We start from the raw sequence: 22,469 nt of genomic DNA, 5'->3' as shown, positions 1-22,469 counted from the left end.
CTGATCTGGAACGAGATCCCCACCGTACTGGGCAACCTGGTAGGCGGCCTCACCTTTGTCGGCGCCACCCTCTACTCCACCCACTACAAGACGGCCCCCAAGCGCCGCCTCGCCTGAGGCTCTGCTGTAGGGGCGAATTCATTCGCCCTCGGACGTTGGTCAACGGCTTGCCTGTGATCAACGGGGAGTTGGCCGACCGAAGTCGCCCCTACAAGTCGCCCTTACACATCAGCGTGGTGCGCCGTCGATGAAGAACAGCTTGCGCGTCACCCTCGGCCAGGCCTCCCTGGCGGGTGGCCACGCCACCAACCAGGATTTCCACGGCGCCCTCCTTCCGCGGGGGCACCAACTGGCCAGCAAGGGCATCGCCCTGGCCCTGGCCGACGGCATCAGCTCCAGCCAGGTCAGCCAGCTGGCCAGCCAGACCGCCGTCCGCTCCTTTCTCGAAGACTATTACGCCACCTCGGAAGCCTGGTCGGTACGCCGTGCCGCCGAACGGGTGCTGGGCGCCACCAACGCCTGGCTGCATTCCCAGACCATGGGTGGCGACGGGCGCTTCGAAAAGGACCGGGGCTATGTGTGCACCTTCAGCGCCCTGATCCTCAAGGGCCGTGACCTGCACCTGCTGCATGTGGGCGATTCGCGCATCTACCGCCTGCACCCCCAGGCCCTCGAACAGCTCACCGACGACCACCGGGTGCGCCTGTCCTCCACCGAGTCCTACCTGGGCCGGGCCCTGGGCGCCGGCCCTTACGTGGAGATCGACTACCGTGGCTGGGAAGCCGAGGTGGGCGAGTGCTACCTGCTGGCCACCGACGGCGCCTACGCCCATCTGCAGGCGGACGACATCCACGCCGCCCTGGGCCGGCACCCCACCGACCTGGACGCCGCCGCGGCCGAGCTGACAGGCCTGGCCCGCAGCCGTGGCTCCATCGACGACGCCACCCTGCAGCTGCTGCGCATCGACGCCCTGCCCGCCAGCGACGCCCCCCACCCCGGCCTGAGCCGGGAGGCCCTGACGCTGCCCCCCACCCTCGCCCCGCGCATGCACTTCGAGGGCTTCACCGTGCTGCGGGAACTGCAGGTCAGCGCCCGCAGCCACCTGCACCTGGCCGTGGACGACACCACCGGCCAACAGGTGGTCATCAAGACCCCGTCCGTCGACCTGGCCCAGGACCCGGACTATCTCGACCGCTTCGTGCTGGAAGAGTGGGTGGCCCGGCGCATCGACAGCCCCCACGTGGTCAAGGCGTGGGCCGGCGAGCGCCGGCGCAGCCACCTCTTCGTGGCCATGGAATACATCGACGGCCAGACCCTGGCCCAGTGGCGGGTGGATAACCCCCAGCCCTCCCTGGACAGCGTGCGCGCCCTCATTGAACAGCTCGCCCAGGGCCTGCAGGCCCTGCACCGGCGCGAGATGCTGCACCAGGACCTGCGCCCCGAGAACGTCATGATCGACCAGCAGGGCACGGTCAGGCTCATCGACCTGGCCAGTGCCCACGTGGCCGGCCTGGCCGAATACCACCCCGACGCCCACACCCTGGCCGTGCCGGGCACCCTGCAATACACCGCCCCCGAATACCTGCTCGGCGAAGGCGGCAGCCCGCGCAGCGAGCTCTTCGCGCTGGCCGCCATCACCTACCAGCTCCTCACCGGCCAGCTCCCCTACGGCCTCGACGCCGCCCGGGTGCGCAGCCCGCAAGATCTGCGCAGCCTGCGCTACATCCCCGCCCGCCACCACCGCCCCGACCTGCCCGCCTGGGTGGACGCCGTCCTCGCCAAGGCCCTCCACCCCAGCCCGGTCAAACGTCAGGAAGTCATCTCCGAGTTCATCCACGACCTCAAGACCCCCGGCCAAGCTTTCCAGAATCAGCGCAACCCGCCCCTGATCGAACGCAATCCGGTCAGGTTCTGGCAGGGGCTGAGTGCCCTCCTCAGCCTCGCCGTCATCACCCTCCTCGCCCTACGCGTCCTCGAACGCTGAATCCGGCCGGCAAGGGGGCTTGCCCCCGACGCGGATTGCCCTTGCCACGCCTTCCAGTCTGGCTATGCTGTAGGCGCACCCTGCGCCCCCGCGCGCGCCGTGCAAAGCAACCGACGCAGGACAGGAAAGATGGCAATGCCCAACCCCTACACCCTCACCGACATCGAACTCAACGCCCTGCTGACCGACGACGCCCCCTGGGGCGACGCCACGTCCTGGGGCCTGGGTATCAGCACGCTGCCCGGCCGCATGCACTTTCGCGCCCGCCACGCCCAGGTGGTGTGCGGCAGCGAAGAAGCCGCCCGCATGGGGCTACTGCGTGACCTGAAGATCGACGGCGAGGTGGTGCCCAGCGGCACGGCGGTGGAGCCCGGCACCCTGCTCCTCACCCTCAGCGGCCGCGCCGCCGACCTGCACCGGGTGTGGAAGCCCGCCCAGACCCTGATGGAGTACGCCGGCGGCATCGCCAGTGCCACCGCCGAACTGCTCTCTGCCGCCCGCCGGGGCAACCCCCGGGTGCGGGTGGCGTGCACCCGCAAGCACCTGCCCGGCAGCAAGTCCCTGTCGGTCAAGGCCATCCTCTGTGGCGGGGCCGCCCCCCACCGCTTAGGCATCTCCGACACCCTGCTGGTGTTCGCCGAACACCGCGCCTTCCTCGGCGATCTGCCCCCCGATCAAGCCGTCGCCCGCCTGAAACAGGCCTGGCCCGAACGCCAGGTGGTCGTTGAAGTGGCCAGCGCCGACGAAGCGGCCCTGTGGATGGACGCCGGCGCCGACGTCATCCAGTTGGAAAAGTGCTCACCAGACGTGGTGGCCCAGGTGGTCGCCCGGGCCGGCACCCGCCACTGCCAGATCGCCGTAGCCGGCGGCGTGAACGCGGGCAATGCCCAGGCCTATGCGGCAACCGGGGCGCAGATCCTGGTGAGCAGCGCGCCGTATCAGGGGGCGCCGCGGGATGTGGCGGTGACGGTGGAGGCGGCATCGGGTTGAGCTCGCCCACACGGGGGAGATCTTTCCTTCGAAAGCGAGCCCCTCAGACCATCGAAGCTGACGCTTGCGATCCAAGCTGAAAATTCCATTGTCATGTAAAGGAAGTCTGCCGGATAATCCATCGAGATATTCCACGCACTCATTCCCGACAGACACGCCGCCATGACCCGCACCCTGCTGCCCGCCCTCACCGCGCTTACACTTTTCACCGCCTGTGCCCCGCTGATCCCTCACCAGGGCCCAACCGTGTCCATCGGAGATGCGTCAGGCTTCACCACGACGGTCAATCTCAGGCGCAAGGATCTCAAGCCGGTATGCAGCCTCGAGCACTTCCGGGAAGGTTTCCGCTACACCTACATGAGCATGTGGAACAAGCGCGTCGAAACCATTTTGGAAGCGAAGCCGGCCCCGGATGTCACCGCCTACTACTCCGGCAAACTTTTCCACTCCGGGCCGGGCATCAAGGCAGCACTCAACGAGAACCCGCGATCACGCGATGGATATACCGAATGCCAGGAAGCCAGTCATCAGCAGGGCACGATGCATGGTTTCCTTTACGCGCTCGATGATCTGAAGAGCCTGGAAGAAGGCGCGCCGAAATAGCCGCTTTGCGGTGTCCTGTCCGATATCGGTCACGCCGCCAGCGTGTTTCATGTCAGGTACCCTAACCGTTACCATTCCGGCAAAAGTGTCCTCGACCATCGCCATGTACTCATCCACCTTCATCTTCGCCAAGAAGGAATACGACGAAGACTTTTACCGCCTGGACGAGGCCATTGCCCAGGCGGCCAAGGACATTCCCGGCTACCTGGGGGAGGAAAGCTGGGAGAACCCGAGCACGGGGCTGATCTCCAATGTGTATTACTGGGACAGCCTGGAGGCGCTGCAGGCGCTCATCCAGCACCCGACACACCTTGAAGCCAAGGCGCGTCAGGCGAACTGGCTGGACGGATACCGGGTGGTGATCTCCCAGGTTCTCAAGACCTACGGTGACGCCAGGCTGCCCCAGTCGCCATTGAGCCAATGAAGCGGCTCCTGGAGGCCCGGCGAGCCCTGCTGGCCACTGCCTTCCTGCTCTCCGGCCTTTTGCCCAGCCCACCAGCCAGCGCCGAGCCGGCCCCGTGGTTCCTGTGGCAGAGCACGCTCAACAGCCGGATCGTCTGCGCCCAGACATCGCCGGGCAAAGGCTGGATCCGGCTGCGTGGGCCGTTCCGGGATGCGGGCTGCCGCAAGGCTGCCGCATAAAGGCCCGTGAGGTCGAATTCATCCTGATTTCCTCCGTTTGACGCGTTGTCTGACGGTCCATGCGGTCTCTCAGTGGGCGACTGGTAGGGGCGACTTCAGTCGCCCATCCGCGCCTTGATCACAGGCATACCCTTGATCGACGTCCGCGGGCGACTGAAGTCGCCCCCACAGTCACGCCAGCAGCCCTCAGCGCGTCCCATAAACCCCTTCAGCTTCACCATCGGGTGATCCGGCCAGTGGAGAGCAAACCCGCGTCAGCAAAGGGTTTGCGTCTGCTTCGGGGAGGACAACCGAGGAAACAGGTTCATTCGACTCCACGGGAGAAGGCGCGCAGCCCTCTTTACTTCTAGAAATTCACCCCCAGGCGCAGGTAATAGGACGCCCCGTTGTAGCCGAAGGGGGCGTACTGGGAGTACTGGATCACCTTGCCCGCGCCCACCAGGCTGTCGTCGGTCTGGCCCCATTTGTCGGGGCGGACGTCGAAGAGGTTGACGCCCCCCAGGGCCAGGGTCACGTCCTTGGCGAGACGCAGGCACAGCTCGGCATCCAGGGTCCATTTGGCGGAGAAGGTGACTCGGTCGTAGGCGCTGACGCTGTGGAACTTGCCGAAACGGTTGAGGTTGAGGACCAGGTCATAGCTGCCGTGGCTGTATCTTGACCACAGCTTGATGGCGTCGGCGGGCTGGCTGCCTTCGATCAGCACCCGCGTGAAGGGGTCGAGGATCAGGTCGGTCATGTTCACACCCAGCACCTCCGGCGCCTGGTTGAGCTCGGTGATGCGGGTGCGGCTGCGCTGGTAGGCGGCCACCAGCTTGAGGCGGGCGCCCTTGTCCATCTCACGGCTGTAGTCCAGGCGCAGATCGACGCCCCGGGTGCGGGTGCCGATGGCGTTGGTGAAGTACACCGCCCCGTCGATGTTGTTCTGGGCCAGCACGGCGGCGGCCTGGGGGCTGAGGGACGACAGGCTGTAGGCCGAGATATAGCCGGTGGGCAGGATGCGGTCGTGGATGTCGGTGACGAACACATCGGCGCTGGCGGTGAGCTGGGACGAGGGCTGGAAGACCATGCCCAGGGTCAGGTGGCGCGACTTCTCGGGCTTGAGGTCGGTGGCACCCAGCGCCCGGGCCACCGGGTGATCGACGGCGAAATTGCCCCAGAACTGGGCGGCGGCGTCGTTGCTGTTGCGGTAGGTGCCGGTGTACGAAAAATGGCTCTGGGACAGGGACGGCGCCCGGAAGCCGGTGCTCACGCTGCTGCGGAAGAGCAGGTCGTCGGTGGCGCGGTATCGCAGGGCCAGCTTGCCGTTGAGGGCCGAGCCAAAGTCGCTGTAGTGCTCGGCGCGGGCGGCCGCATCCAGCATCAGCCGCTCGGTGGCGCTGTATTTCAGGTCGCCATACAGGGAATGGGCCTGGCGGCTGGCCGACACGGCGTTTTCCGGGCTGAAGCCCGGGAAGCCCTGGGCACCGTAGGCAAAGTTGTCGGCCGAACCCAGCATGTAGGACGCCGCATCGCCCTTGATGATGCGGTAGTGCTCCTGGCGGAATTCGTAGCCGCCGGCCACGGTGTGACGCCCGATCTTCTTGCTGAAATCGGCGTTGAGGATCTGCTGGGTGTAGCGGGTGGCGCCACTGTCGAAGGACGTGGGCGTGGCCAGGCCAAGGGAGGTGTTGAGGGAGTTGTTGACGTAGAAGTGGTAGTCGTTGTGCCCGTGGGTGTAGCTGAGGTCCCAGCGGGCGCCGCCATCGAGCACGCCGCGCACGCCGGCCGTGGCCGAGAAGTCGAGGATCTTCGGTTCGATCCGCGGCAGGAAGCCATCCGGGTAGATCGCCGCGATGTTGCGGGCGTCGCCTGCCGTGCGGTAGAAGGCGCCGGCGCTGCTGCGCCGCCGGTCGTAGAGGCCATGCAGGTAAAGGGTGGCGTCGCCCCGGGGCAGCTCGGCATTGAGGGCGAACAGGCCGTCCTGGGTGTCGGCATCGCCAAAGTGGGTGTTGATGCGGCCCCCATCACTGGCGTCCGGCCCGGCCCGGTTGGTGGCGCCCCGGTCGCGCCATTCGGCGGTGAGGTTGATGAAACCATCGCCCGCCAGGGGCAGCGTATGGAACAGGGTGCCCTGCCGGGTGATGCCGTCGCCCTCGCCCGTACGCCCGTAGGTCACGGTGGCCTGGCTGCGCTGGCCGTAGCCCTTGAGGATGATGTTGATGATGCCGGCGATGGCGTCGGAACCATACTGGGCCGCCGCGCCGTCACGCAGCACCTCCACCCGTTCGATGGCCCGCAGGGGGATGGTGGCCAGATCCACCCCCGAACTGCCCCGCCCCACCGTGCCGTTGTTATGCAGCAGCGAACTCTGATGCAGCCGCTTGCCATTGACCAGCACCAGCACCTGGTCGGGGCTGAGGCCGCGCAGGGTGAAGGGCGGCGCGTGGTCGGTGCCGTCGGTGATGCTGGGGCGCGGGGCGTTGAAGCCCGCCACCAGCACCGCCAGGGCGCGCTGCAGATCGGGCTGGCCGGTGGACTGGAGCTGGGCCGAGGTGATGATGTCGATGGGCACCTCGGCGTCCAGCGCATCCCGGGCGCCCCCGCGGGAGCCCACCGCGGCCTTGGCCTGGGTTTCCACCTGCAGCAGCTGCTCCAGGGGGCGGCGGTAGTAGTCGTTGCTCTCCTGAACCGCCTTGTCGCCGGCCAGGGCCGCGCCGGCCCCTGCCATGGCGAGACACAACACGACGCGATGGGGGGCGCTCATGGCTTGTCCCCCCGCAGAACCGTGGCAATCGTCAGCAGGGGCGCGCCAATGCGCAGACCCGACTTGAGGGCCGCCCCGTGGTTGATCTTGATGCGCGCCTTCTGCTCGATGAAATCCAGCTGGATGATGCCGCCACTCTCGGCAAAGCCCTTGGCCTCGCTGATAGTCAGGATGCCGTTGCGCTGGGCGTGGTCGATGGCGGCAGCCCGGGCGGCCGAGCTGGTCAGGGTGATGAACAGGGCGTCCGTCTCGCCCACCTGCTCCAGCCGGGTGGCGTAACGCAGCTCGATGGGCTTGTTGTGGATGCGCTTGTCCCGGTACAGATCATCCAGCAGGCTGCCGAAGGGGTTGTCGTCGAGCAGGGTGATCACGAAGCGGTCCCGGGGTTTGGCCGGCCACTCGATGTAGCTCGCAAAACGCCCGATGAACACCGCCTCGAGCTTGCGCTCCTCGTCGCCCGCCCATGCCCATGGTGCCTGCACACAGCACAGCAGGCCCAGCACCCACAAGACCATCCTCACCCGAGCTCTCCCCTTACGCCACCACGTAGCGGTTGCGACCGGCCTCCTTGGCACGGTACAGGGCCTTATCGGCAGCCCGGATCATTTCCTCAATGTCTTCCGCGCCGGCGCGGGGCACGGCGGAATACACGCCCAGGCTCACCGTCACCTGAAGCGCCTCACCCGCAAGGCCGGAGATCGGCCGCCCCTCCACCCCGGCGCGGATGCGCTCCGCCACGGCAGTGGTCACCTCCTGCGTGCCGCAGTCGCAGACCACCAGGAACTCCTCGCCGCCCAGCCGGGCCACCAGGTCGTAATCCCGCGCGCTCGCCTGCAGCACCAGCGACACCTCCTGCAGCACCAGGTCGCCCATGGGGTGGCCGAAGCGGTCATTCACGTTCTTGAAGGAATCGATGTCGAGCATGATGACGCCCAGCGGCTCATCCTTGCGCTGGGCCCGCGCCGCCATGGTCTGCATCACATCCAGAGCATGGCGGCGATTGGCCAGGCCGGTCAGGGCATCCGTGGTGGCCAGGCGGCTCAGCTGATCGTCGCGCTCCCGGATGTCGGCCAGCATTGCGCTGAAGCCTGAGTAGAGCGTGCCGAACTCATCGCGCCGGTCCGCCTCAAGGGCTGCACGGTAGTTTTTGGTGCGCGCCACATCCTGCATGGCCCCCACCAGACTCATGATCGGGCGGGTGAACAAGGACTGGAGCTTCACCGACAGGAACAGCAGCAGCACCAACGTCACCACCGATGTGGCCACCTGCAGCAGCACCAGCTCACGGATCTTCGCCCACATCAGCTGCGTATCCGACACCACCACCAGCAGGCCGATGGGCTTGCCGTCAAAGAACACCGGGCGCACCACGGCCATGAAATCGTTGTCGATGTGCTCGACAAACCCGTCTTCCCGCCGCAGCGCCTCGGCACTCTCAAGGATCCGGCCCTGCACCTCAGCCCGGAACAGCGGCTCGACCGTCGCCGACAAGCCCGCAGACCGATACTCCGCCAAGGCCCGCCCCGACTCGTCGTTTACCACTGCCAGCAGGATATGGGGATCGGCGCGCAGGGACGCCAGCATGGTGTTGGCGCTCCCCGCATCCGCAAAAGCCAGCGCCGCCCGCATGTTCTCGCTGATCACATCCGTCAGCTGGTGCAGTACCCGCAGCGACGACCGCGACTCGCTCAGGTAAGTCGAGTAGATCGTGATCGCCGACGAGATCAACAAGGCCAGCGCCGCGCTCAGGCCAAGCAGAACTATCAGCTTGTAGCGAATCGAGATCCTGTCAAACATCTGCTCTGCCAGTCATGCGCCCGCGTGGATCGTCGGGGCCGGAGAGCCCCCGCAGGGCTGTTCTTGTTTATTGTTGTGTTCGGGCCCGGCGGGTCTGCCGCACACGGCCTGAGGGTCTCCAGAGAGATGTTACCCCAAGCCCGGATGTGATCCTGCCTGTTGCGGGTGGGGGTGTCTATCGTTGTGTCGGAACCGCAGGGACAAGGCAAGGAGCAGGCGCTCAGACCGCGTCAAGGGGTGACACCACCCCGCGGCCGGCTTTGTTGAGCACATGGGTATAGATCATCGTGGTGGCCACATCCGCGTGGCCGAGGAGCTCCTGCACGGTACGGATGTCGTAGCCTCCTTGGGCCATGCGGGCCAGCATGGCATTGCCCCCATGCGTGTCAGCCCCAATGGAAGACTTGCAGGACGCTTCGTCCGAATCATTTTGACCAACTGGGGTGAATCCATTTCAAGCACTTCTCAATACAGAAACAGCAGCGCTGACGAGATATTGCGCAACACGGCAAGATCAATCAGAAACGCCACACGCACCTCACCTGAACGTCGCCTGTCATTAAATGGGATGAGCAGAATACTCGTTTGACATAAAATGCCTCCATCCGTATGCTTTGGTGCTTTAGACGCGGGCGGTCGCTAAGTTGATCAAGCAACTCAGGTGGCTGCGGTACATCACGGGAGGCATATCCTCGTCCCTGCATGCAATAAAGGAAGATTGAACAGCAGAAAAAGGGGGCAGACCGATTTCCGCCGCAGGAAAAAGCCGCAGAGCGTTAGCAACGCCCGGTATTGGGCATCATTTTTTAAGATCACCACAAGAAATGAAGATAGTTTTTTCTCTCCCCCTGATAGTCACGACCTTAATTTCAATCAATGGATGCGGCACTATTACTGCCAGCCTTGTAGATCTCTCAAAACGGTATGAAGATACTGCCGAGCCGCAGAAATCCAAATTAAGAGTTATTTATGACATGTTTGACAACATACATATATCTCCAAATGGCATTTGTTCAAATGAAGCCGACCCGCAGCAAGGAAGGTTGATATCCAAGCCTCTTGGGAAAAGCGGAATAAATATCGTATCTGGAAATAGTGTAACTTTTGAAGAAAAAACTCTTGGGATGCCACTCCCGCCATTCCCAATGACAAAAAATTCGTCCAGGGTATTTTCCGAATTTTATATACCCGCAAATCGAAAAGTACTTATAAAGTACGGAAGCCAACCCCAAGGAAACGGGGGTAGTTACTGCCCAGAAAAGACATATGCATTTACACCTGAACTGGGAAAAAACTACGAAACAGAAATAATTGTAGTTCGGAATAAATGCCTTTATCGTATGCAAGAGATTACCAACGAGGGACGAGCATTTATTCAAGATAATTTTTACCCGGCCGACCCAGCAAGTTGCACGACTGTCAATGCGCAACCAGGAAAATAGGGCTCCCTCCATGTGTTTCGCCTCCGGTGTTGAACTGGGAGGCGAGCAGGGAATCAAGAGACAGACCCCGGTATATCCAAGATTGGGTTGTTGCGGCGCTGAATGCCCATGCTGGATCAGCTAGCATCGTGCAGGTTGCCGAGCACATCTGGGCACACCATGAGAATGAGCTCCGCGGATCCGGTGAACTCTTCTATACATGGCAGTACGACATGCGCTGGGCATGCACCCGCTTGCGGAAGCGAAAATTGTCCAATCAACTGAGATTTCAAAGCGCGGGGAGTGGCGCCTTGCAGCTTGACAACTCATTCAAGCCGATGCCGCTTCGCGGTACGGCTTACTTCGAGCGTTGGGCGTCATGAAGATCCGGATCGGCCTAGTAGTCTCACTCTTGGCAGTAGCCCTCCAATGGCTGATCGTTATAGGTTTTGTCGCGCATTCATATACATTTTGGCTAAAGGCGGGCGACCCGGCTTTGACAGCGGGTATTGCGGGCACTGCTGTCTTTACTATTGGCTCATTGTTGACTGTGGTTTTTTCGCTGTGGGCACACGGGCAGTTTTATGAACAAAAGTCTCGCCTCAAGTATGTAGCGCAACGGCTCGGGATTGCGGGGCTAGCTGGCCTTTTGGTTTTCTTTGGCATGGTGTCCGTCGGCTATGTGTTGCTTGTCAACCGCTAGCTGCCCAACCCGGTGGTCGAGAGGGATGCGTCACCGACAGGCTGGCTTGCGCACCTCACTTCCACGTTGAACGTCATCGCGATGACTCGTGGCTTCTTCATGCAACTCGTACCGAAATCCAGGCTGGCGAACTATTTAGAGTTTCAAGTAATGGCGGCGGGCTGGAATGGCGATGCGTCGAAGATTGTTGAAGTCGGCCAACTTAGTCTGAATGTCCGCGCACAGACCGCAACTTTTTCACCCTCTGGCCCATGGAAAAATTACATCGTCGCCCAAGCATTTACGGAGCGCCCTATTGGAGTGCTTGACTCGGACGGCTTGTGGACGCGTTGGCTTCTTGAGCTTGGAGCGAGAGCTCTGGCAGGCTCACCTCATTTAACGAGGTTCGTCTAGTGCTGCCCACCCTACAGCCGTGATCAGCCTTAAACATCTCGCGTTAGTCACTCTTGGTGGCGCAGTCATGGTCTGTGGCCAAGTGGCAATGGCGATAGTCTTGCCACCGCTCGGTGCAGTGTTCTTTCTGATCACCATTGCGTTTCTTGAAGCAATCGAGGGGCGCGGCATTTCTACGCTTCAAGGTTCCCCGGATGGCTGGCCTATACCAACCCAATTGGGCTGGTGCTATGCAGTGGCGATCTGGTGGATGGTTTGGTCAGCAACGTTGGCACTGGTCATCTGGCGTCGCTCTCATCGGTCTTTGTGCCGCGATGTGTAACCCCGCGGCACCTCACCATGTTTGCTGTGTATCCCCTAGCCTTTCAGTCACCACTGAACTGGCACGTTGGGCGTCCCAAGATCCACAGTTTCGGAGCCCGCCATGAGCAGCCCCTTTGACGACTTCGATCTATCGGACTTTTGGGAGGACTCCGAGTACTCCCGGAGAGAGTATGAAGACGATCCACTCACGGCCGAGAAAATCGCGACTGTCGAGACGGCCCTGGGCTACCGCCTCCCTACTGCCTATATCGCGCTCTCGCAACTGCAGAACGGCGGCATGGTACGGAAGGATTGCCACCGCACATCAACGCGAACTTCATGGGCCGAGGATCACATCGCCATCACAGGCATCCTTGCCATTGGAAACTCGAAGCCTCGCGCCTTACTGGGTTCGTTCGGAAGCGATTTCTGGGTTACTGAATGGGGCTATCCTCCAATTGGCATTTACTTCGCCGACTGCCCTTCGGCTGGGCACGATATGGTTTGCCTTGACTACCGAGCCTGCGGGCCGACGGGTGAGCCTTCGATTGTTCATGTGGATCAGGAACGCGATTACGCAATCACTCATCTCGCAGACACCTTCGAGTCCTTCATTCGCGGCCTTGAGTCGAGCGAGAACTTTGACTGACACGACGCTCAAGCGCTCGCTCCACCGTAGCGGTCGCGGCAAGCTACACCAACTGCCGTGAATTCATATGCCAGGCCCACACGGGATGCAAGCATCAGGGGACTGATCACTACATGTATGGGATCACTTCCCGAGCGGGCTTTCTTCTACTGATCTACGTTTCTTGCATGCAGGGGCGATTCGGCAGCCGTTGAAGCGCGACAGTACAACCCCGACGAAATCCCTTTTTGCATACAATCACGACCCATCCCAAAAGCATGCCTGCCACGCCGGCTGTCCGCCCCATGCACCTCCAAGTCATGTATCGCGCCGCCGCAGTCCTCACCGCGCTGACAGTGCTCACGTTTGCCCCCCAGGCCCAATCCCTCCCTCCGCCGGCGAAGACCGTGTTCAAGTGCGAGGAGAACGGAAAAGTCATCTATTCCGACAGCCCCTGCCTCGGCGCGAAGACGGTGGATGTGGAGCCCCCGCGCGGGGTGAGTCGGCTGTCGGGGCAGGAGCGGGTGGGGTCGGCGGTGCAGCAGGAGCGACTTCGTGAGCATATTGCCGATGCCATGCGGCCGCTGACCGGGATGAATCCTAAGCAGTACGAGACTTTCGGACGACGGCAGAAGCTCCCCGCAGACACCCAGCGGGAGTGCCAGCGGCTGGATGGGCGGATTCCGTTGGTGGAGGCGGAGGAACGCCAGGCCAGCGGGGAGGCGCTGGTCGATATCCAGTTGCGGCTCCTCGGATTGCGAAAGCGCTTCAGGGAGTTGGCGTGCTGAGCACAGGGGGCGGTTCCCCGATGATCTGCAATGTCGCGGCCCGATGCTTCCGTGGGGGCGGGGGCGGACTCGCTCGGCGTTCACTTGCGGATGCGTTGGCCGCCTGCTGCTCCAGGCCCAAGGTCAACTGAAGAATTCGAATTCGATCCCCCGAGCCCTCCACCCATCCGGGGCAACGCACATTACCCACATCTCGCCGTCAGACCCATGAGTTCACACATCTCTCACTCGCTCCCCACCCTTGCGCTGGTCGCCAGCCTGTCGATCGGGGGCTGTGCGAGCACACCGGAGACGCGGGAGGCGGGCACTTACACCCAGGCAGGGAGCGGCCCGGTGGTGGTGTTCCAGTCCGGGCTGGGGGATGACCGGCAGGTGTGGCGGGATGTGCTGCCGGCGCTGTCAGCCAAGTACACGGTGTTTGCCCATGACCGGCCGGGCACGGGCACGGTGCCGGCCAAGGCGGGGCCACGAGACCCTTGCACGCTGGCCGCCGAGCAGCGGGCGGCGCTGCGCGCGGCGGGGCTCAAGCCGCCCTATGTGCTGGTGGGGCATTCGTTGGGGGGCTTGTATCAATATGCCTACGCCAGCCTCTATCCCGATGAGGTGGCGGGTTTTGTGCTGGTGGACCCGACCCATCCGCGCAACTGGGCCGAGATCCAGCGCCAGTTGCCGGGCACGGCGACGCTCCTGAAGGGGATCAAGTCGGTGGCCTTTGGTGCCGCCCAGGCCGCCGAGTTTGACGACCAGACCACCTGCCTCGACCGGCCGGAGTTCAAGCACCCGCCGGGCATGCCGGGTCGGGTATTGGTGGCCGGACGGCCACGCAGCGCCGACCCGGAGGAATACGAGGCGCTGCACCTGGCCCTGGGGCGTGAGTGGGCGGCGCTGGCCGGTGTGCCCAGGGTGGAAATGGTGTGGGATTCGTCCCACTACATTCAGCGAGAGCGCCCCGAACGCGTGATCGCGGCGGTTCAGCAGCTTGCGTCGCCCCAGGCCTGCGGAGAGGCCTGCCAGACGGCACCGCAAGGTCGCCTTCTGGGTGTCGAGATGGGCGGCCGCGATGCCTTCGACATCACTTTTGGCGAAACACGCCGTGCCCGGATCGAATCCCTTGTGGGGCCACCCCGCAAGACCTACCGGGATGACACCTCCCGGGGCGGCGAGGTAGGCGTCTATCACCACAAGCCGGCCAAGGTGCCGGTGGTCGTGGGCATGATCCCCGTGCTTGGCGATCTCGTGGAGGCCGTGGAGACGGTCCAATCCCTGCGGGAATGGCGGGAGTTGATTGTGGAGTACGACGCCTCGGGCGTGGTGCAGCGCGCGAGCCTGCGCCGGATCGACTAAGCCCCGGTGGCTCGGCACCCCGCAGAACTTGATTAAAATCCGGATGAATCAGCCCCTCCCGACCAACCCGCCCGGCGCATTCGCACCCATTAGCCGTCCGTACCATCGAGCCTACCCATGACAAAATGGATCGTCATTGCCCTGGTCGCTTTTGTGGCCTTCTTCCACTGGAATTCCGGCCGTACCGCACGCGCCTTTGAGAAGGCGACCGCCGAGCTGCAGCGGCGTGCACCTATGGATCTGACACCAGAGGTTCGCCTGGAAAAGGCAGAACTCAAGGGCAAGGAACTGGCTTTGTCCCTGACGCTGCGGGATGAAGACGCAGATACGCCCGAGGTTCAGCAAAGCCAGGGCATCCATCTGCTCAAGACGATGCTGACAAAGGGCTGGTGCGCCAACAAGGATCTCCGGCCTGCGATCAACGAAGGGTATGTGATTTCGGTGACTGCCCTGCGTGCCGATGGTTCGGTGCTTACCCGGCTAAGTGTGACGGAAGAGGAGTGCATCTGTGCCGTGCAAGGCGATGTCTGTGTGATCCGCTGAGAGGGTGTGAATAAATCTACTGCGCGGCCCGAGCTCTTGCCAACAATGCTGTATATGTATACAGTTTTATTGGCAGTTCGCCCGCTACCACCTCACACCAGGAGCAACCCAGCATGCTTGACCACATGACTTTCCGCGTAACCGACATTGCCCGGGCCAAGGCCTTCTACAGTGCGGCGCTTGCCCCCCTGGGTTACAGCGTCGTCTTCGAGGGCAACTATGGCATGAACATCCTGGGCTTCGCCTACCCGGACGCCGCGGAGCCCGACGGCAAGAAAGCCGACGTGTGGTTTATCGATGACCCCTCCCCCTATGGCGGCCCCCCGGCAACAACGGGCTGCCACCTGGCCTGGCGAGCCCTTGATCGTGCGCAGGTCGACGCCTTTCACCAGGCTGCGATCGCCGCCGGCGGCAAAGACAACGGTGCCCCGGGCCTTCGTCCGGAATACCACCCGCACTACTACGGGGCTTTCATCATCGACCCGGAAGGCAACAACATTGAAGCGGTGTGCCATCAGCCCGAGAATTGAGTCACCTACGGGCTTCGTCCTTCACATGTGCTTGATGCACGGCCCCGGCACCAGGGGGCGCACAACATTTCAAGTCCTGACACCATGCCAGCCGACCGCATCTCAAGATTGCTCGACGACATCCGCCTTCTCGATTCCGGGCGCTTCGAACTGGTTCAAGCACTGAGAGAAATCATCCTCGGTCTTGCCCCTTCGGTTTCCGAAGAGGTGAAGTACGGCGGGCTTCTGTTCTCATCGGGCAAGCCGTTTTGCGGCATCTTCTCCTACACGAAGCACGTTTCGCTGGAGTTCGGGGAGGGCGCATCGCTGCCCGATGCGTTCAAGGTGCTGGAAGGCGCGGGCAAGTTTCGTCGCCACATCAAATTGCTGTCGGTTGAAGACATCCGCGGCAAGCATGTCCGGGACTATCTCGTTCTGGCGCTTGGGCTGGCGGCAGAACCTTGAGCGCGGGCATCTTCCTGTCGACGGCTGGACAAGGCTAGAATGCGCCGCGGGCTGCCAGGACGCCCACCTCGCGAAAGCGCAAGCACCTTACATCGCAAGCCTTGCTTGCATACCCTCCGTGGCCAACGGCGAGACCGGCCACTCGACTTCGGAGTCGGTATGCCCATTTCATCATTCCAGCCGCCGTGCGCGGATCAGATCTCTTCCGTTCAACTGGTGCTGCGCGAGGCAAGACGCCTTCATCGCGCTGCAGCCTCGGACGCCCTTTCGGAGGCGCTCCCCATCCTCCGGCGACTCTTGGCAACCCATGCCGTGACAGACCGGTCGCTACCCGGCCTCTTCCACGCCCGCGGCACCGTACAGCGCAAACATGTACTCCGGGCGCTGGCCCGCGAAGCCGGGTACGCCAGTTGGGAGGATTACCGCCACGCCCTTCCGCATCTCGATGCCAGCGACCTTCAGCAGCTTGTCTCAGTGCAGCGCGGCACCTCCGTCCTGAAGCTCTGGTTCTCCGATACGTCGGCAGCGAGGCGTTTTGCCGCGGAACAGGGTGGGCAGGCCGTGCGTTTCGGCGCGCAGGCCGTCGTCCTTCCTGCCGCGCCATCCGACGACGCTGAGGCGGGGCAGCCACCAAGGCCGATACCATTGCCCGGCGCCTGACGCTAACCAACGGCCATCCCGAGCGGGATGGCCTCCAGCAACTGAGCCCCATTGAAAGCCAATGCACAAGAAATCCGCACTCATCCCCCTCTACCATGCGCTCGCCGTGGTCGGATTGTTGGCCACCTGGTATTACAACGGCCAATACATTCTGGGCGGAGGGGGTCTGGCGCCCGCTGAGTTCTTTGGAAGCGCATTTGCCAATGTACTCACGACGGCCATCACCATCGACGTGTACCTCTCTGCGGTGACGTTCTCCGTGTGGGTCGTCGTCGACGCACGGCGCAACGGCCTGAAGCGGCCCTGGCTTTACCTGGTCCTCTGTTTCCTTGTCGGCCTGGCCATTGCCCTCCCGCTCTATCTTGCGCACCGCGAACGCGCCCTTGGCATGAAGGAAGGCTGGGCCTGACCGGCCCGGGGTGATTCTCGCCCCGGGGCAAGCGCCGAGGACGGGGTTGGGCGCGTGGGCAGGTTGTCGCTAGCCGATCGTCCCCGGCTTGTTGCCCAGCATGGCGCGCAGGTTGGCAATGCGGGCCCTGGCGTCTTCCTTGGTCACGGGTTCGGCCGATTTGCGGTCGTTGCGCCGGATGCCTTCGGCGCCCATCTCGTCGATGAAGCGGGACGGGTCGCAGGTGCGCACGTCGCGGCCGGCCTTGCGGCGTTCGCAGTAGCTGATGGTGAGGCTGCGCTGGGCGCGGGTGATGCCCACGTACATCAGGCGGCGCTCTTCCTCGATCTTGTCTTCGTCGATGGATGACTGGTGAGGCAGCAGGCCCTCTTCAACGCCCACCAGAAAGACGTGCTTGAACTCCAGGCCCTTGGAAGCATGCAGGGTGGCGAGCTGGACCTGGTCGAGCTCTTCGTCGTCCTTGTCGAGCATGGTGATCAGGCTGATGGTCTGGATCATGTCCGACAGGGTCTTTCCGTCTTCCTCGCCCTTACGGCCCAACCAGCCGGTGAAGTCACCCACGTTGCTCCACTTGGTTTCGGCTTCGCGGGGTTCGCAGCTTTCGTACAGCCAGGCCTCGTAGTTGATGGCCTTGAGCATGTCGTTGATGACCTGCCCGGCGGGCTCCCGCGGGGCGCGGTGGGCGATGCGGTTGATGAAGTGGCAGAACTCGCGCAGGCCCTCCAGCTGGCGCGCGGCCACATGCTCGGCGGCGCCTTCCTCGAAAACGGCGGTGAACAGGCTGATGTGGCGGTTGGCAGCGTAGCGGCCCAGAGCTTCGATGGTGGCCGGGCCGATGCCCCGGCGCGGCACGGTGATCGAGCGGATGAAGGCCAGATCGTCATCCTCGTTGGCGATCAGGCGCAGGTAGGAGCACAGGTCCTTGATCTCGGCGTTCTCGAAGAAGCTGCGCCCGCCGGAGATGGCGTAGGGGATCTTGTGGTTGCGCAGCTGCTGTTCGAACAGGCGGGCCTGGTGGTTGCCCCGGTAGAGAATGGCGTAGTCCTTGAAGTGGGTGCGGTTCTCGAACTTGTGGGCGGAGATCTTCATCACCACCGATTCGGCCTCGTGCTCAGGTGTCTGGCAGGCCACCACGGTCACCGGCTCGCCGGCGCCGTGCTCGGACCACAGCTTCTTGTCGAAGAGCTTTTCGTTGTTGGCGATGACGGTGTTGGCGGCGTGGAGGATGCGCGTGGTGGAGCGGTAGTTCTGCTCCAGCTTGATGACCTTGAGCTTGGGGTAGTCCACCGGCAGCTGGCGCAGGTTCTCCACGTCGGCGCCGCGCCAGGCATAGATGGCCTGGTCGTCGTCGCCCACCGCGGTAAAGGCACCGCGCACGCCGGCCAGCAGCTTGAGCAGGCGGTACTGGGCGCGGTTGGTGTCCTGGTATTCGTCCACCAGCAGGTAGCGCAGCTTGTTCTGCCAGCGCTCACGCACCTCGGGGTGCTCGTCAAAGAGCTTCACCGGCAGGCGGATGAGGTCGTCAAAATCCACGCCCTGGTAGGCGCGCAGGGTCTTGTCGTACTCCTGGTAGAGCAGTGCAGCCGACGAGGAGATCTCGTCGTTGGCCAGGTGGGCGGCCTCGTTGGGCTCGATGAGGGCGTTCTTCCAGCTGGAGATCTGCCACTGCAGGGCCTTGGCCCGGTTCTTGTCCGTGCTGCCGATCATCTCGGCGATGATCTGGGTGGTGTCTGACGAATCGAGGATGGAGAACTGGGGCTTGAGGCCCAGCAGCTTGGCCTCCTGGCGCACGATGCGCACCCCGAGGGCGTGGAAGGTGCACACCGTCAGCCCCTTGGTGGCGCGGCCGCCCATCAGTTTGTTGATGCGCTCCAGCATCTCCTTGGCCGCCTTGTTGGTGAAGGTGATGGCGGCGATGTTGTGGGGGTTGAAGCCGCACTCGGTGATCAGATAGGCGATCTTCTGGGTGATCACCCGCGTCTTGCCCGACCCGGCGCCGGCCAGCACCAGGCTGGGGCCGTCCAGGTAGTGGATGGCTTCGCGTTGGGGCGCATTGAGGAGCAGGGCAGACATGGAGATGTGCATCGGGTGAAGCGGGAGGGCATTCTACCGCCCCGGGCAGCAGGCTCGCCCATCCCTTGGGGTCGAATTCACTCGACCCCGGACTTTGGTCAGCGGCGTGCCAGTGATTGGCGTGAGCAGGTCGAATGAATTCGACCCCACCGGAGTGGCTGCGGTAAGCTCCGGCCATCATGTCCGTCTTTACTCCCGTCACCGACGCCGATCTCGCCGCCTGGCTGAAGAACTACGCCATTGGCCGCCTGGACAACCTGCAGGGCATCTCTGCCGGCGTGCAGAACAGCAACTTCTTCGTCACCACCAGCCTCGGCCGCTATGTGCTCACCCTGTTCGAGACCATGCCCCGGGCGGAGCTGCCTTTCTACCTGCACCTGATGGCCCATCTGGCCCGCCACGGCCTGCCCGTGCCGGCCCCCATTGCCAACCGGGACAACGAGTACCTGGGCAGCCTGTCGGGCAAGCCGGCGGTGCTGGTCAGCCGGCTGGCCGGGCGCTCCGAAATGGCCCCGGACGCGGCCCGCTGCGCGCGCATCGGCGCCATGCTGGCCGGGCTGCACCTGGCCGGCCTGACCTTCGGGCGCAAGCAGGCCAACCCCCGCGGTGCCGAGTGGCGGCGCGACTGCACGGCCCGGGTGCGCAGCCATCTGCCGGCCGATGAGCAGGCCGAGCTGGATGCGGAGCTGGCCTTCCAGGCCGGCTTCGACCTGAAGGCCCTGCCCCAGGGCGTGATCCACGCCGACCTGTTCCGCGACAACGTGCTGTGGGACGGCGACTACATTGGCGGCGTCATCGACTTCTACTTTGCCGGGCACGACGCCCTGCTCTTCGACGTGGCCGTCACCGTGAATGACTGGTGCGCCGCTGCCGACGGCAGCCTCGACCCGGCACGCAGCACCGCCCTGCTGGCGGCCTATGCCGAATCCCGCCCCTTCACCGCGGGCGAGCAAGCCGCCTGGCCGGCCATGCTACGTGCGGCGGCGCTGCGTTTCTGGCTGTCACGGCTGGAGGATTTCCACCTGCCACGGGCCGGTGAGATGGTGCTGGTGAAGGACCCGGGCGAGTACCGGCAGATCCTGCGCCTGCGGGCCGGGGCCACCGCCCTGCCGCCCCTGCCGGGTTGAAAGCCCCGTCCGTCGCAGACCGCCGGTTTGAACTTGACAGCGGATTTGGGCTAGCATCTCACCGCAGTGCAACATCCTGATTTTTCACCCCGTTTTTCCCGTCACCCGCAATGAACGAACCTGCACCGAAGGCAGCCCACCCCCACAACGCCGCGCGCCATCCGCAGCCGCAGCGCGTTTCGCCCGCCGAAGCGCTGGTGTGGCTGAAAGCCGGGTGGGGCTACTTCATCGGCAATCCGGGCGTGTGGATCGCCATCAGCGTGATCTTCATCGTGATGCTCTTCGTGCTCGGGCTGGTGCCCCTGCTGGGCTGGGCGGTGGTGCTGATCGGCTTTCCGGTGATGGTGGCAGGCATGGTGCTGGGCTGCCACGCCCAGGCCGAGGGCGAGCCCCTGCGCATCGAACATCTCTTTGCCGGTCTCAAGGTGCATGCCGGCAATCTGGCGCTGGTAGGGGTCTTCTATCTGCTCGGTGGCCTCATCGCCGGCTTCGTGTCGGTGATCATCGTCGGCGGCGCGGCCCTTACGGGCTACATCATCGAGGCACTGGCCGGGCTTGGCCTCGGGCTGGTCAGTGGCGTGGTGCTGGGCAGTGTGGCCTTCTCGGTGCTGTGGGTGCTGCTCATCACCGCCCTGTGGTTCGCGGCGCCCCTGGTGGTGCTGCGCGACACCCCGCCCCTCGATGCCATGAAGCTATCCCTCTCTGCGTGCTTCAGCAACTTCGGCGCCTTTGTGGTGCTCGGCGTGCTGATCTACGTGCTGATCTGGGTTGCCATGGTGCCCGCCGGTCTGGGCGTGCTGGTGTTGGTGCCGGTGCTGGCAGGCACCGTGTATTCGTCCTACCAGGATGTCTTCGGCGAGGTGCCGGCCCTGCCCGCGCCGGCCGATACGCCCCCCCAGGAAGGCACGGAGTAAGCCGATGCAGGCACGTATGTTGCCCGCCCAGCGCGGCTGGGCCTGGATTTTTGACGGTTTTTCCCTGTGGCGGCGCAACCCGGCCCTGATCACCTTCCTGGTCTTCGGCTGTTCCCTTTGCCTGCTGCTGATCGCCACGGTGCCACTGATCGGCCAGGTGATCATGTCCCTGATCATGCCGGCCCTGTCGCTGGGCATCTTCAACGGCTGCAAGGCGGTGGCCGAACGGCGCAAGGCCGGGCCGGACATCCTGCTGTCGGGCTTCCGCCAGAACCTGCCCGAACTGGTCAAGATCGGCGGCATCTACCTGGCCGGCACCCTGGCGGTGATGGGCATCAGCCTGCTGATTGACGGGGAGATGAACACCAAGCTCTCCAAGGCCATGCTCGGCCGTGTCAGCTGGGGCGAAACCCTGGACGACCCGGTCTTTGCCCTGGCCCTGCTGGTCGCCACCATCGGTTCCACGCCGCTGATGATGGCCTATTGGTTTGCCCCCCTGCTGGCAGGCTGGGGCAAGGTGCCGGCCGCCAAAGCGCTGTTCTTCAGCTTCATCGCCTGCCTGCGCAACTGGCGGGCCTTTCTCGCCTACGGCATCGGCCTGCTGGTCATCGCCCTGGGCGCGGGGCTCTTGATCGCCATCCTCGAACTGGTGTCGCCGCTGCTGGCCCTGCTGCCGGCCCTGGTCTTCCCGGTGGTCTTCATTCCGGTGATCTTCTCCAGCTTCTACGCCAACGCCCTCGACGTCTTCGAGCGCATCGGGCCCGATGAGCTTCTCTGAGGCCGGCGCCAGCGCGCTGGGCATCTTCGGCGGCACCTTCGACCCCATCCATTACGGTCACCTGCGCCTTGCCGAAACCGCGCGGGAGGCCCTGGGGCTGGCGGGCGTGCGCCTGACTCCCGCCGGGCAGCCGCCCCACCGGGCCACCCCGGGCGCCAGCGGCGCCCACCGCCTGGCCATGGCCCGGCTGGCTGCGGCAGACAACCCGGCCTTCGAGGTAGACCCGGCCGAGGTGGAATCGGCCCAGGCCAGCTTCACCATCCTGACCCTCGAGCGCCTGCGCGCCACCCTCGGCACGGAGCGACCGCTGGTGCTGCTGCTGGGCGTTGATGCCTTCCTCGGCCTGCCCACCTGGCGGCGCTGGACCGAGCTGTTCGACTTCGCCCACGTGGCGGTGGCCAACCGGCCCGGCTACAGCCTGGACGAATCCCGCCTGCCCGATGACCTGGCCCGCCACGTGGAACAGCGCCGCGCAGCGCCCGAGGCCCTGGCCGGAGCCCCTGCCGGGCACCTCACCAGCTTCTCGATGACGCCCCTGGCGATCTCCGCCACCGATATCCGCAGTCGTGCCGCCAACGGCCAAAGTCTGCGTTATTTGCTCCCCCCGCCGGTTCTTGACTATATTTCCCGGCACCAACTCTATTTTTGAATC

General features: G+C 64.1%; 23 protein-coding genes and 1 pseudogene. 19 read left to right on the top strand and 5 right to left on the bottom strand.

Annotation, left to right across the window (positions count from 1 at the left end; genetic code table 11):
• Positions 1-247 precede the first annotated feature (247 nt).
• The 5 genes from ACIQ09_RS08105 to ACIQ09_RS08085 all read left to right on the top strand — a co-directional run bounded on the left by ACIQ09_RS08105 (position 248) and on the right by ACIQ09_RS08085 (position 4,219).
• Positions 248-1,984, top strand: a complete 1,737-nt coding sequence (locus tag ACIQ09_RS08105; RefSeq protein ID WP_398308018.1) for a protein kinase — start codon at positions 248-250, stop codon at positions 1,982-1,984.
• Positions 1,985-2,113: 129 nt separating this feature from the next.
• Positions 2,114-2,974 carry a ModD protein gene (gene modD / locus ACIQ09_RS08100; RefSeq protein ID WP_398308016.1) on the top strand — a complete coding sequence of 287 codons (861 nt, stop codon included), beginning with the start codon at positions 2,114-2,116 and terminating at the stop codon, positions 2,972-2,974.
• 162 nt (positions 2,975-3,136) lie between these two features.
• On the top strand, positions 3,137-3,577 hold the full coding sequence (locus ACIQ09_RS08095; protein WP_374503190.1) for a hypothetical protein: 441 nt from the start codon (positions 3,137-3,139) through the stop codon (positions 3,575-3,577).
• A 49-nt stretch (positions 3,578-3,626) separates the two neighbouring features.
• Positions 3,627-4,001, top strand: a complete 375-nt coding sequence (locus ACIQ09_RS08090; RefSeq protein ID WP_398308013.1) for an antibiotic biosynthesis monooxygenase family protein — start codon at positions 3,627-3,629, stop codon at positions 3,999-4,001.
• Entirely contained in the window at positions 3,998-4,219 is a 222-nt protein-coding gene (locus ACIQ09_RS08085) for a hypothetical protein (RefSeq protein ID WP_398308011.1), read from the top strand. The genes ACIQ09_RS08090 and ACIQ09_RS08085 overlap by 4 nt, the downstream gene beginning before the upstream one ends.
• Positions 4,220-4,565: 346 nt before the next feature.
• Here the strand turns inward: ACIQ09_RS08085 and ACIQ09_RS08080 are convergent, their stop codons facing one another.
• From ACIQ09_RS08080 to ACIQ09_RS08065, 4 genes and pseudogenes are all read right to left on the bottom strand, one after another.
• A complete protein-coding gene (locus tag ACIQ09_RS08080; RefSeq protein WP_398308009.1) occupies positions 4,566-6,962 on the bottom strand; it encodes a TonB-dependent receptor plug domain-containing protein in 2,397 nt (798 codons plus the stop codon).
• The gene (locus ACIQ09_RS08075; RefSeq protein ID WP_398308022.1) at positions 6,959-7,477 is read right to left on the bottom strand and encodes a YfiR family protein; all 519 of its coding nucleotides are present in this window, start codon (positions 7,475-7,477) and stop codon (positions 6,959-6,961) included. The genes ACIQ09_RS08080 and ACIQ09_RS08075 overlap by 4 nt, the downstream gene beginning before the upstream one ends.
• 19 nt (positions 7,478-7,496) lie before the next feature.
• Positions 7,497-8,759, bottom strand: a complete 1,263-nt coding sequence (locus ACIQ09_RS08070) for a diguanylate cyclase (protein WP_398308007.1) — start codon at positions 8,757-8,759, stop codon at positions 7,497-7,499.
• Positions 8,760-8,979: 220 nt separating this feature from the next.
• A pseudogene (locus ACIQ09_RS08065) lies at positions 8,980-9,114 on the bottom strand (tyrosine-type recombinase/integrase); the annotation flags it as partial.
• 469 nt (positions 9,115-9,583) lie between these two features.
• Between ACIQ09_RS08065 and ACIQ09_RS08060 the strand changes: the two are divergent.
• The 10 genes from ACIQ09_RS08060 (at position 9,584) to ACIQ09_RS08015 (ending at position 16,925) form a co-directional block, all read left to right on the top strand.
• Positions 9,584-10,201: a hypothetical protein gene (locus ACIQ09_RS08060; protein WP_398308005.1), complete on the top strand. Its 618-nt coding sequence runs from the start codon at positions 9,584-9,586 to the stop codon at positions 10,199-10,201.
• 358 nt (positions 10,202-10,559) lie between these two features.
• Positions 10,560-10,883: a hypothetical protein gene (locus ACIQ09_RS08055; protein ID WP_398308003.1), complete on the top strand. Its 324-nt coding sequence runs from the start codon at positions 10,560-10,562 to the stop codon at positions 10,881-10,883.
• A gap of 817 nt (positions 10,884-11,700) precedes the next feature.
• Complete coding sequence (locus ACIQ09_RS08050; protein WP_398308001.1) at positions 11,701-12,228, top strand: SMI1/KNR4 family protein; 528 nt, start codon at positions 11,701-11,703, stop codon at positions 12,226-12,228.
• Between the two features lie 284 nt (positions 12,229-12,512).
• Complete coding sequence (locus tag ACIQ09_RS08045) at positions 12,513-12,995, top strand: hypothetical protein (protein ID WP_398307999.1); 483 nt, start codon at positions 12,513-12,515, stop codon at positions 12,993-12,995.
• A gap of 207 nt (positions 12,996-13,202) precedes the next feature.
• Positions 13,203-14,339 (top strand): alpha/beta fold hydrolase, encoded by a 1,137-nt coding sequence (locus ACIQ09_RS08040; protein WP_398307997.1) that lies wholly within the window; start codon positions 13,203-13,205, stop codon positions 14,337-14,339.
• A 117-nt stretch (positions 14,340-14,456) separates the two neighbouring features.
• Complete coding sequence (locus tag ACIQ09_RS08035) at positions 14,457-14,882, top strand: hypothetical protein (protein WP_398307995.1); 426 nt, start codon at positions 14,457-14,459, stop codon at positions 14,880-14,882.
• 113 nt (positions 14,883-14,995) lie between these two features.
• On the top strand, positions 14,996-15,412 hold the full coding sequence (locus ACIQ09_RS08030) for a VOC family protein (RefSeq protein WP_398307992.1): 417 nt from the start codon (positions 14,996-14,998) through the stop codon (positions 15,410-15,412).
• 108 nt (positions 15,413-15,520) lie between these two features.
• Positions 15,521-15,856 carry a DUF1801 domain-containing protein gene (locus ACIQ09_RS08025; RefSeq protein WP_398307990.1) on the top strand — a complete coding sequence of 112 codons (336 nt, stop codon included), beginning with the start codon at positions 15,521-15,523 and terminating at the stop codon, positions 15,854-15,856.
• 159 nt (positions 15,857-16,015) lie between these two features.
• On the top strand, positions 16,016-16,516 hold the full coding sequence (locus tag ACIQ09_RS08020) for a hypothetical protein (protein ID WP_398307988.1): 501 nt from the start codon (positions 16,016-16,018) through the stop codon (positions 16,514-16,516).
• 61 nt (positions 16,517-16,577) lie between these two features.
• Positions 16,578-16,925 (top strand): DUF2834 domain-containing protein, encoded by a 348-nt coding sequence (locus ACIQ09_RS08015; RefSeq protein WP_398307986.1) that lies wholly within the window; start codon positions 16,578-16,580, stop codon positions 16,923-16,925.
• Between the two features lie 69 nt (positions 16,926-16,994).
• On the opposite strand, the gene ACIQ09_RS08010 is transcribed toward ACIQ09_RS08015, so the two are convergent.
• The gene (locus ACIQ09_RS08010; protein WP_398307984.1) at positions 16,995-18,998 is read right to left on the bottom strand and encodes a UvrD-helicase domain-containing protein; all 2,004 of its coding nucleotides are present in this window, start codon (positions 18,996-18,998) and stop codon (positions 16,995-16,997) included.
• Positions 18,999-19,177: 179 nt separating this feature from the next.
• On the opposite strand from ACIQ09_RS08010, the gene ACIQ09_RS08005 reads away from it, so the two are divergent.
• The 4 genes from ACIQ09_RS08005 to nadD all read left to right on the top strand — a co-directional run bounded on the left by ACIQ09_RS08005 (position 19,178) and on the right by nadD (position 22,466).
• Positions 19,178-20,125, top strand: coding sequence for a homoserine kinase (locus ACIQ09_RS08005; protein ID WP_398307982.1), 948 nt, complete (start codon positions 19,178-19,180; stop codon positions 20,123-20,125).
• Between the two features lie 110 nt (positions 20,126-20,235).
• Positions 20,236-21,039: a BPSS1780 family membrane protein gene (locus ACIQ09_RS08000; RefSeq protein ID WP_398307980.1), complete on the top strand. Its 804-nt coding sequence runs from the start codon at positions 20,236-20,238 to the stop codon at positions 21,037-21,039.
• 4 nt (positions 21,040-21,043) lie between these two features.
• Complete coding sequence (locus ACIQ09_RS07995) at positions 21,044-21,817, top strand: BPSS1780 family membrane protein (protein ID WP_398307978.1); 774 nt, start codon at positions 21,044-21,046, stop codon at positions 21,815-21,817.
• The gene (gene nadD / locus ACIQ09_RS07990) at positions 21,804-22,466 is read left to right on the top strand and encodes a nicotinate-nucleotide adenylyltransferase (protein WP_398307976.1); all 663 of its coding nucleotides are present in this window, start codon (positions 21,804-21,806) and stop codon (positions 22,464-22,466) included. Before ACIQ09_RS07995 ends, nadD begins: the two co-directional genes overlap by 14 nt.
• The last annotated feature ends 3 nt before the right edge of the window (positions 22,467-22,469 follow it).

It is taken from the genome of Zoogloea sp. (assembly GCF_044344315.1).
Taxonomy (GTDB): domain Bacteria; phylum Pseudomonadota; class Gammaproteobacteria; order Burkholderiales; family Rhodocyclaceae; genus Zoogloea.
Note: the sequence above shows the minus strand (reverse complement) of the source record. Positions and strands in the feature narration are given on the sequence as shown.